The following is a 9,267-nucleotide window of genomic DNA, read 5'->3' as shown; positions in this document are numbered from 1 at the left end:
AGCAAATGCGCCGCACCGCCACGCACCTTGCGGCCGCTTGCCTGATCGGCATTGCGTCGATGTCGGCCTGCGGTTTCGCGCAAGCCGGATCGGGGCTGCCGCCGCTTCCCGCCATGGGGCCCAGCCTGCGCAAGACGGTCGCCTTCCGGACCGACGAGCAGCCGGGAACGATCATCATCCGCAGACAAGAGAAGGCGCTCTATCTGGTCACCAACAAGGCCCAGGCGCTGCGCTACCAGATCAGCGTCGGGCGCGACGGCTTCGGCTGGACCGGCACGGTCAGGATAGCGGCAAAGACGGAATGGCCGGAATGGCGGCCGCCCAGGGAGATGCGCGCCCGCCAGCCGGAACTGCCGGCGATGGTGCCCGCCGGCCCCTACAATCCGCTCGGCGCCAGGGCGCTCTATCTCGCGCGCGACGGCCGCGACACGCTCTATCGCATCCATGGCACCAACGACCCCAAGGGCGTCGGCTTCGACGGCACGTCCGGATGCTTCAGACTGACGAATACCGATGTGATCGATCTCTTCAAGCGCGTCGCGGTGGGCGCAAAGGTGGTGGTTGAATGACGATGATCAGCGAGCCGGAGATTCCGGCAATCGAACTCGGCGACCGAGAAAAGGCTCCGGGCAGGCCAAACCGGGCGGTGACCATTGGCGTTGTCGCCGCCGGCGCGGCGCTCGTCACCTTCGTCAATGTCACCGCCGCCATCTATCTCTATCGCGGCGTCAACGACCTTCGGGCATTAGAGGCGCGGCTGGACCAGCTCGGCCAGTTCGAGCAGCGGATCGGCGCCCGCATCGATACCGTCAACAATGGCTTCCAGAGCCGGTTCGAGACGCTGGACCGGCAGTTGCAGGCGAGCTTCGGCCGGATCAACGGCAATGTCGCCCGGCTGGAGCAGGGCCAGCCTGCAGCCGCCGACACCGAGACGCCGCGCGCGCCGGAGCCCGGTTTCGCCGGCACGACCGTGGCGGAGGCGTCGGCAGTAGAAAACCCTGCAGAGCCGGACTCCGTCGACGCCTCGCCGACGTTCAAGCGGAAGGCCGCGCCGCCGGGAGCCAATCCGTCCTATCAGCGCATCCAGCAGGCCGACGGCAAGGTCTATTACAAGAAGATCAACTGACGCGGCGCCGCGCAATAATTGAAGGCGCGCGGTTCTGGGGCAGCGACATGCATCAAAACCAGGGCTTAAAGCGCGTCGCCCGAATCCGCTTCGTCGCGACGCGTTTTATAGGTCGCGCTGCAGCGCCAGGATGCGGCCGGCGCGGGCGTCGGCGCGCTGCCTCGCCTCGCGCAGGAAGGCGACATGGCAATAGACGCAGGCGGCAAGGCCGAGGCACAGCACCAGGCTGTTCTTCAGGCTGAAGTCGATCATCAGCGAGAATTGAAAGCCCCGCTCAGCGGTGAAGGTGGCGATCGTGCTCGCCGTTTCCGAATGGCTGCCGACCGCGATCATCAGACCGGCAAACAGCAGGGCGACATGGTTGGCGAGGAAAAAGCCGGCCGATCTTTTGGCCTGGCAGGCCATCCAGCAGGCAGCCGACGCGACGAAGATGACGGCAGCGTTCAGCGCCATCGAGCCGCCGAGATAGAAGTCCACCTGCTGCCAGAACATCGTCGAGAACGGGCGCAGCTCCAGCCAGATACGCCATATGGTCGGGCTGGCCGAATAGGTTCCGAGCAGGAATGCCGCCGTCCGTTCCGCCGCCAGCAGGAACAGCATGAGGGCCGGGAAGGCAAACAGCAGTATCGGCTTGCGCGTCATGTCATCCCCTCGACATCCGATGCTCGACTGTAAGCCGCATTGGTTGCGCGAGACTTAACGCAACGCCTTGCTTTTCAAGCAATGTCGCCGGCCAAAGCGCGCCGGGCTGGATCCAGTCGACGCGCTTTACGTTTTGTTTGCTGCATGTCGTTGCCCCGGAACCGCTGCACAGTTCTGGGCGATATATGTATGATCCGGTGAAACGACGAGGCGCGCTTTGGGCGAGGTGAAATCGACCGGCCGGCTTGCCACGGCGCTCGGCGGCCTCGGGCTGGTCGCCGGCGCGCTGCTGATTACCGCGTCCGGCCGCTGGCTGCCCGGCGAACTCCCCTCGTATCCGCCGGCGCGGGAGGCGGCCGAAGCACCGCCCGCCCCTCGCATCGCCGTTCATGACGCGCGGCCGGGCCAGGCGGCGCGCAGGATCGCCGAGGACCTCATCGCGCCGCCGCCGCTCGACGCGGCAGGGGTCCAGCGCATTGAGCCCCGGCCTCCGCTCGGCGAGCTCGGTCTCGCCTCGCCGCCGAAGACGCCGATGCCGCAGGACTGGCGCGAGACGCTGCTTTATCGCCCGGTCGCCACCTCGTCGGCGATCTTCGAAGCCATGGGCCGCCGGGTCGTCATCAGCGGGACCATCGATATCGATCCCGACAAGACCTGCTCGTTCGGCGATGCCGTCTGGCCCTGCGGGCAGCGCGCCCGCGCCGCCTTCAACGCCTGGCTGCGCGGGCGGGCGCTGAAATGCGTCCTGCCGCCCGATGTCGACCGCTTCGCCGTCGCCGCGCCCTGCATGCTCGGCAGGCAGGATGTCGGCGCCTGGCTGGTCGCCAACGGCTGGGCCATGGCTTCACCCTCGGGCATCTACGGCAAGGCCGAGTCTGTCGCCAAGGGTGCCGAGATGGGCATCTTCGGCCCGCCGCAATAGGCATCCGGGAAAAGGCGGTTACGGCTTTCCGTCCGGGAATTGCGTAAAAACGGAATGGTTTGAAACGCTCGGCGATCGTACCAAACGCCGATCTGTTTCAGCGACCGAATCAGGCGATCGAAGCCAGAACCAGGCCGCGGCCGCCAGCGAGCGCAGCCTGCCCACGGAGAAAGATGCCGATTTCCTTCAAATTGTAGGCCTCGCTGAAACGGAAATCGTAACACACCGCCTTTAAGCCAATGTGTCCAACGGGAGATTGGCCAGTGAGCAAAAAAACGCAGACCGCGCCGGCAGGAGCCTGGAAGCAGGTCGTCTTGCTGTCCCTGCTGGGCACTGCCGGGTGCGTAGGCCTGTCGCTCGGCCTGAACTATCTGCTCCTGCTCAGCGACGTGCTGACGCCGTTCGGCCGCAGCGTCGTCACGGCCACCATTCTGCCCATCGTCATCGGTTTGCCGCTTTTTGCCCTGCTCGGCTGGAGACAGGTCGAGATCCGCCGCTACCGGCAGGAACTCACCCGGTCCGGCACCTACGATCCCCTGACCGGCTGCCTCAACGGGGCGGTGTTCACGTCGATGGTCGACAGGCGGGCGGCGCGCCCGTCCGGCCCGCGTTCAGGCGCCTTCCTCGTCATCCACCCGGAACATCTTGCATCGATCAACCTGCGCTTCGGCCTCGGCTGGGGCGACGAGGCCCTGCGTCTCATCGCCTCGGCTATCCGATCCTCGGTGCGCAAGGACGATCTGATCGGCCGGCTCGGAAACTCGATGTTCGGCGTTTTCCTGCCCGGCGCGACGAAGCAGGACGCCAAGGAGATCGGCGAACGCGTTCGCGAAGCAGTCGGACAGATCTATTTCGCGCCGAAAGGCGACAAGGACGTGCTTACCATCCGCGTCGGCGGCGTTGTCTTCGAGCACGAACTGGCGTTCGAGGACATGTTCCGGTCGGCGGAGGAACTTCTGCTGGACGCCCAGGACGAAGCCGACCTGGCGTTGTCGCATATCAGCAACTGAACCCGCGGGCGGCCCCCACGACCTCAGATGCCGCCCATGCAGAGATATTTCATCTCAAGATAGTCCTCGAGACCGTGGCGGGAACCCTCCCGCCCAATGCCCGACTGCTTGATCCCGCCGAAAGGCGCTGCTTCCGAGGACATGCGTCCGGTGTTGATGCCGACCATGCCGTATTCCAAGGCCTCCGCTACACGCCAGACGCGCTTCAGGTTGGAGGCATAGAAATAGGCGGCAAGGCCGTAGATCGTGTCGTTGGCCTCACGCACGACCTGATCCGCATCCTCGAAGCGGATGACCGGAGCCAACGGCCCGAATGTCTCCTCCTGCGCCACCGTCATGGCGCTGGAGATATCGGTAAGGACCGTCGGCTGAAAAAACGTGCCGTCCGCGCCGATCCTGCCTCCGCCGCAGCGGATCGCGCCGCCCTTTGCCACCGCGTCGGCGATGTGGGATTCTATCTTTGCCAGTGCATGCCTGTCGATCAGCGGGCCGATCGCGACGCCGGGGTCGAAACCGTCGCCGACCTGAAGCTCGCGAACGCGTTCGACGAATTTCTTAACGAACTCGTCGTGAACGCCCGATTGGACGTAGAGGCGGTTCGCCGAAACGCAGGTCTGGCCGGCATTGCGGAACTTCGCCTGGATCGCCCCGTCGACGGCGGCATCGATGTCGGCGTCGTCGAAGACGATGAATGGCGCGTTGCCGCCAAGCTCGAGGCTGACCTTCTTGATCTGGTCCGAACACTGGCGCATGAGCAGCCGCCCGACCTCGGTCGATCCGGTAAAGCTGATCTTGCGCACTTTGGGATTGTGGCAGAGCTCACGCCCCACCGCGGCGCCTTCGGAGGCGTAGACGAGGTTCACGACACCGTCGGGAAAACCGGCCTCGGCGGCGAGCGCGAACATGGCGCCCGCGACAAGCGGCGTCTGCTCGGCGGGCTTCAGCACGATGGCGCAGCCCGCGGCCAGCGCCGGCGAGATCTTGCGCGCCACCATCGATGCGGGGAAATTCCACGGCGTGATGGTGCCGACGACGCCGATCGGCTGCTTGATCACCAGCATGCGTCGGTCGGTCGACGGCGCCGAAATCGTCTCGCCATAGATACGATTGGCCTCCTCGGCGTACCATTGCAGATAAGCTGCGGCATGGGAGACCTCGGACTTGGCCTCGGCGAGCGGCTTGCCCATCTCCGCGGTGAGGATCGCGGCCAGGTCGTCGGTGTGGTCGACGATGAGCTGATGCCATTGCCACAGCATCTCGCTGCGCTCCCGGGCGGTCAGCGCGGCCCATTCGGCCTGGGCGACATAGGCCTTGTCGATCGCCGCGCGCGTCTCCTCGACGCCCATGTCGGGAAGTTCCGCCAAGAGTTCGCCGGTCGATGGATTGAAGACCTCGAACGTGCGCCCGCCATCCGGCGCGCCAAGCATTGACACGCGATCGATCGCGCCAAACAGGCCGGGGGATTTCAGATGGCGGACCATCGGCGGGCGCAGAGGCAATACCGGTCTCCTCAAGGAGCTGACGTTTAGAGATACCGACGTCTATTCCGTACGTCGGTGCCTCTCATAGGGCCTGGGAAGAGCGGCGGTAGACCCACCTAGGGCCACTGGCGTCCTCGACGCCATCGATGCCAAGACAGCTCAACCACGGGAGAGGCGCCTGAAAGCGGGCTGGTGCTGCGAGAGAGGATTGAACTCTCGACCTCTCCCTTACCAAGGGAGTGCTCTACCACTGAGCTACCGCAGCCTGCGATGGCGGCGCTTCTGCCATAACGAACCGGCAAGCGCAAGGCCAAGAAATGCAGCCGTTGACGCAGCTGTGGAAGCTGCCCTTGACGGTCTTTTGTGACATGGCGGCGCCATAATGATACCTATGCCTGAACCACAGCCGGCTAGCTGCCGGCGGGACGGGACGATGAACGACAAGGCAAATCCACCGAAAAAGGGCGATGGCGAGCGCAAGGACCGGCTCGCCGAAGCGTTGCGCGCCAACCTGCAGAAACGCAAGGCGCAGGCGCGTTCCCGGCGCGCCGGCGATCCGGATCAGCGGCCGGAAGGCCTGCCATCTGCTGGAAAAATGCGAAAAAAGTAACCCAAATCAGCCACACTGGCCGACCACACTTGGTCCACAGATGGGGAAATCCTATTTCTTGAACCGCACCGGCCAATAGTCTAGAGCCGGACATACTCAACCGATTGAAAGCGGCCCGTCCGGGCCGAGGGGACGTTCTCTCATGGATCGCATCAGAATTGTCGGCGGCAATAAGCTTGCCGGAAGCATTCCGATCTCGGGCGCCAAGAACGCGGCGCTGCCGCTGATGATCGCCTCGCTGCTCACCGACGACACGCTGACGCTCGAAAACGTGCCGCATCTGGCCGATGTCGAGCAATTGATCCGCATCCTCGGCAACCACGGCGTCGACTATTCGGTCAACGGCCGCCGCGAGAAGCAGCAGGAAGGCTATTCGCGCACCATCAATTTCTCCGCCCGCAACATCGTCGACACCACCGCTCCTTACGAGCTGGTGTCGAAGATGCGCGCTTCCTTCTGGGTGATCGGCCCGCTGCTTGCCCGCATGGGCGAGGCCAAGGTGTCGCTGCCCGGCGGCTGCGCCATCGGCACGCGTCCGGTCGACCTGTTCCTCGAGGGCCTGCAGGCGCTGGATGCCGAGCTCGACGTCGACAATGGCTACGTCATCGCCAAGACGAAGAACGGCCGTCTCCACGGCAATCGCTACGTGTTCCCGAAAGTGTCGGTCGGCGCCACCCATGTGCTGATGATGGCGGCCTCGCTCGCCAAGGGCGAGACGGTGCTCGAAAACGCCGCCTGCGAGCCGGAGATCGTCAACCTCGCCGAATGCCTGATAGCCATGGGCGCCAAGATCCACGGCGCAGGCACCTCCACCATCACCATCGAGGGCGTCGAGGCGCTGTCCGGGGCGCGGGTCCGCGTCATCCCCGACCGCATCGAGACAGGCACCTATGCCATGGCGGTCGCGATGACCGGCGGCGACGTGATGCTGGAAGGCGCGCGGCCCGACCTGTTGCAGACCGCGCTCGACGTTCTGGTCGAGACGGGCGCCGAGATCACGCCCACCAACGAGGGCATCCGCGTCAAGCGCAACGGCGCCGGCATCGCGCCGGTCGACGTGACGACCGCGCCCTTCCCGGCCTTTCCGACCGACCTGCAGGCGCAGTTCATGGGCCTGATGACGATGGCCAAGGGCAAGTCGCGCATCACCGAGACGATCTTCGAGAACCGCTTCATGCATGTGCAGGAGCTTGCCCGCCTCGGCGCCCACATCACGCTTTCCGGCCAGACGGCTATCGTCGACGGCGTCGCCAGGCTGAAGGGCGCGCCCGTCATGGCGACCGACCTGCGCGCCTCGGTGTCGCTGGTGATTGCCGGCCTCGCCGCCGAGGGCGAGACCGTGGTCAACCGGGTCTATCACCTCGACCGCGGCTTCGAGCGGCTGGAAGAGAAGCTCTCCGGCTGCGGCGCGGTGATCGAGCGGATTTCGGGCTAAAGGAAGCCGGGGCAGTCGCCAGAGGCGGAAATAGGGCTCTCCCGCATTGGAACGGCCAACTGTCGAAGTTGGCGCCGCCCTCATCCGCCTCAGCCTTGGCGCCTTTCCTGCACCGTTCGCAATTAGCGAAATCCCGGGCGAAAGCGTCCCTTCTCCCGTCATTTTGCCGGGGAGAAGTGCCCGGCAGGGCGATGAGGGGCGGCGCCGACCTGAGGCGATTGCCTTGGGCAGTATCCGCGTCGCGGTTGCATGGACCGGAAAGGTCGCCTAACAGAAGGCTGAAACCAACCTTAGGTACAAATTCCGCATGGCTCTCAGGCTCATCGCGCTCGACGACCAGGATCTGGGCATTGTCTCGGCCCATGTCCAGGACGCCGTGATGAAGGTCTCCGACCTCGAGTACTTGCCGGCGGCCAAACGCTTCGTGCTGACCATGAACCGCTTCGTCTGGGAGGCGAAATCGGGACTCTTCCGGCAGCACAATGAGCGGCGCCAGAGTGTTTTGCATTTCGACCGCGTGCTCGGCGCCAAGACCAGCGGCATCGCGCGCGACAAGCCGGCCGAGGTGCTTTCGCTGCTGGCGATCAGCTTCGTAGCAATCAGCAAGCCGGCCGGCATCGTCGAGCTGGTGTTTTCGGGAGGCGGCACGATCATGCTCGATGTCGAGTGCATAGAGGCCAGGCTCGCCGATATCGGCGGCTCCTGGGAAGCCGCCTCACGACCCGTGCACAGGACCTGAGCGCAGACCATGGCCATCACGCTTAGCCAGACCGACGCCGATTTCGAGCAGCGCTTTTCGGCCTTCCTCACCACCAAGCGGGAGGTGTCGGCCGATGTCGAGGCGGTGGTGCGCGACATCATCGCGCACGTGCGCGCCGAGGGCGACAGGGCGCTTGTCGATTACACGCTCAAATTCGACAAGGCCGATCTGAACAAGCTCGGCATCGCCGTCTCCAGCGACGACATCGCCAAGGCCTATGCCGCCGCCAATCCCGCGACGATCGAGGCGCTCGAATTCGCGCGCGACCGCATCCGCTCGCATCATGAGCGGCAGAAGCCGAAGGACGACCGCTACACCGACGCTGCCGGCGTCGAGCTCGGCTCGCGCTGGACGGCGATCGAGGCGGTCGGGCTCTATGTGCCCGGCGGCACGGCCAGCTATCCGAGCTCGGTGCTGATGAACGCGGTGCCGGCCAAGGTCGCCGGCGTCGAGCGTATCGTGATCGTGGTGCCGGCCTCGGGCGGCGTCATCAATCCGCTGGTGCTGGTGGCGGCCGATCTCGCCGGCGTTTCCGAGATCTACCGCGTCGGCGGCGCTCAGGCCGTTGCCGCGCTCGCCTACGGCACCGAGGCGATCCGGCCGGTCGCCAAGATCGTCGGGCCAGGCAACGCCTATGTCGCGGCGGCCAAGCGCCAGGTGTTCGGCACCGTCGGCATCGACATGATCGCCGGGCCGTCCGAGGTCCTTGTCGTCGCGGATGCGGACAACGACCCGGACTGGATCGCCGCTGATCTCATGGCGCAAGCCGAGCACGACACGTCGGCGCAATCGATCCTGATCACCGACAGGGCCGATTTCGGCAAGGCGGTGGAGCAAGCGGTCGAACGCCAGCTCAAAGTTCTGCCCCGCGCCGAGACGGCCGCGGCAAGCTGGCGCGACTTTGGCGCCGTGATCCTGGTGCCATCGATCGAAGCCTCGCTGCCGCTGGTCGACCGGATCGCGGCCGAGCATGTCGAGCTTGCCTTCGACGATGCCGAAAGCTTCCTTGCCAGGATGCGCAATGCCGGCGCGGTCTTCCTCGGCCGTCACACGCCGGAGGTCATCGGCGACTATGTCGGCGGCTCCAACCATGTGCTGCCGACGGCGCGCTCGGCGCGCTTCTCCTCGGGCTTGTCCGTGTTCGATTTCGTCAAGCGCACCTCGGTCCTGAAGCTCGGGCCGGATCAGCTCAAGGCGCTGGCACCGGCGGCGATCGCGCTCGCCGAGGCGGAAGGGCTCGACGCGCATGCACGCTCCGTGGCGATCCGGCTGAACATGTAG

The 9,267-nt window shown here is 65.4% G+C and carries 10 protein-coding genes and 1 tRNA gene; 8 read left to right on the top strand and 3 right to left on the bottom strand.

The window, feature by feature from the left end; genetic code table 11:
• The first annotated feature begins 5 nt into the window (after positions 1 to 5).
• Both EN874_RS19905 and EN874_RS19900 read left to right on the top strand, forming a co-directional pair.
• Positions 6 to 569 carry a L,D-transpeptidase gene (locus EN874_RS19905; protein WP_127426590.1) on the top strand — a complete coding sequence of 188 codons (564 nt, stop codon included), beginning with the start codon at positions 6 to 8 and terminating at the stop codon, positions 567 to 569.
• Positions 566 to 1,126: a hypothetical protein gene (locus EN874_RS19900; RefSeq protein WP_127426591.1), complete on the top strand. Its 561-nt coding sequence runs from the start codon at positions 566 to 568 to the stop codon at positions 1,124 to 1,126. The genes EN874_RS19905 and EN874_RS19900 overlap by 4 nt, the downstream gene beginning before the upstream one ends.
• Before the next feature lie 105 nt (positions 1,127 to 1,231).
• Here EN874_RS19900 and EN874_RS19895 read toward each other — a convergent pair whose 3' ends face one another.
• A complete protein-coding gene (locus tag EN874_RS19895; protein WP_127426592.1) occupies positions 1,232 to 1,768 on the bottom strand; it encodes a hypothetical protein in 537 nt (178 codons plus the stop codon).
• Positions 1,769 to 1,994: 226 nt separating this feature from the next.
• Between EN874_RS19895 and EN874_RS19890 the strand changes: the two genes are divergently transcribed.
• Positions 1,995 to 2,690: a thermonuclease family protein gene (locus tag EN874_RS19890; RefSeq protein WP_127426745.1), complete on the top strand. Its 696-nt coding sequence runs from the start codon at positions 1,995 to 1,997 to the stop codon at positions 2,688 to 2,690.
• A 263-nt stretch (positions 2,691 to 2,953) separates the two neighbouring features.
• Positions 2,954 to 3,700 carry a GGDEF domain-containing protein gene (locus tag EN874_RS19885; RefSeq protein WP_245513714.1) on the top strand — a complete coding sequence of 249 codons (747 nt, stop codon included), beginning with the start codon at positions 2,954 to 2,956 and terminating at the stop codon, positions 3,698 to 3,700.
• Positions 3,701 to 3,723: 23 nt separating this feature from the next.
• Here the strand turns inward: EN874_RS19885 and EN874_RS19880 are convergent, their stop codons facing one another.
• Both EN874_RS19880 and EN874_RS19875 read right to left on the bottom strand, forming a co-directional pair.
• On the bottom strand, positions 3,724 to 5,127 hold the full coding sequence (locus EN874_RS19880; protein WP_245513720.1) for an NAD-dependent succinate-semialdehyde dehydrogenase: 1,404 nt from the start codon (positions 5,125 to 5,127) through the stop codon (positions 3,724 to 3,726).
• Between the two features lie 244 nt (positions 5,128 to 5,371).
• Positions 5,372 to 5,446 (bottom strand) — tRNA-Thr (locus EN874_RS19875).
• 168 nt (positions 5,447 to 5,614) lie between these two features.
• Here EN874_RS19875 and EN874_RS19870 point away from each other — a divergent pair.
• The 4 genes from EN874_RS19870 to hisD all read left to right on the top strand — a co-directional run bounded on the left by EN874_RS19870 (position 5,615) and on the right by hisD (position 9,267).
• A complete protein-coding gene (locus EN874_RS19870) occupies positions 5,615 to 5,791 on the top strand; it encodes a hypothetical protein (protein ID WP_168247634.1) in 177 nt (58 codons plus the stop codon).
• Positions 5,792 to 5,933: 142 nt separating this feature from the next.
• Positions 5,934 to 7,226, top strand: a complete 1,293-nt coding sequence (murA, locus tag EN874_RS19865) for a UDP-N-acetylglucosamine 1-carboxyvinyltransferase (RefSeq protein WP_126085854.1) — start codon at positions 5,934 to 5,936, stop codon at positions 7,224 to 7,226.
• A 307-nt stretch (positions 7,227 to 7,533) separates the two neighbouring features.
• A complete protein-coding gene (locus tag EN874_RS19860; protein ID WP_127426595.1) occupies positions 7,534 to 7,965 on the top strand; it encodes a DUF2948 family protein in 432 nt (143 codons plus the stop codon).
• A 9-nt stretch (positions 7,966 to 7,974) separates the two neighbouring features.
• Positions 7,975 to 9,267 carry a histidinol dehydrogenase gene (gene hisD, locus EN874_RS19855; protein ID WP_127426596.1) on the top strand — a complete coding sequence of 431 codons (1,293 nt, stop codon included), beginning with the start codon at positions 7,975 to 7,977 and terminating at the stop codon, positions 9,265 to 9,267.

The organism is Mesorhizobium sp. M1D.F.Ca.ET.231.01.1.1 (assembly GCF_003999155.2).
Classification (GTDB): Bacteria; Pseudomonadota; Alphaproteobacteria; order Rhizobiales; family Rhizobiaceae; genus Mesorhizobium.
Note: the sequence above shows the minus strand (reverse complement) of the source record. Positions and strands in the feature narration are given on the sequence as shown.

Coding starts and splice junctions, on each gene's coding strand:
- EN874_RS19860 (WP_127426595.1), top strand. CDS start 7,534: ATGGCTCTCAGGCTCATCGCGCTCGACGACCAGGATCTGGGCATTGTC.
- hisD (WP_127426596.1), top strand. CDS start 7,975: ATGGCCATCACGCTTAGCCAGACCGACGCCGATTTCGAGCAGCGCTTT.
- murA (WP_126085854.1), top strand. CDS start 5,934: ATGGATCGCATCAGAATTGTCGGCGGCAATAAGCTTGCCGGAAGCATT.
- EN874_RS19900 (WP_127426591.1), top strand. CDS start 566: ATGACGATGATCAGCGAGCCGGAGATTCCGGCAATCGAACTCGGCGAC.
- EN874_RS19870 (WP_168247634.1), top strand. CDS start 5,615: ATGAACGACAAGGCAAATCCACCGAAAAAGGGCGATGGCGAGCGCAAG.
- EN874_RS19905 (WP_127426590.1), top strand. CDS start 6: ATGCGCCGCACCGCCACGCACCTTGCGGCCGCTTGCCTGATCGGCATT.
- EN874_RS19880 (WP_245513720.1), bottom strand. CDS start 5,127: ATGCTTGGCGCGCCGGATGGCGGGCGCACGTTCGAGGTCTTCAATCCA.
- EN874_RS19895 (WP_127426592.1), bottom strand. CDS start 1,768: ATGACGCGCAAGCCGATACTGCTGTTTGCCTTCCCGGCCCTCATGCTG.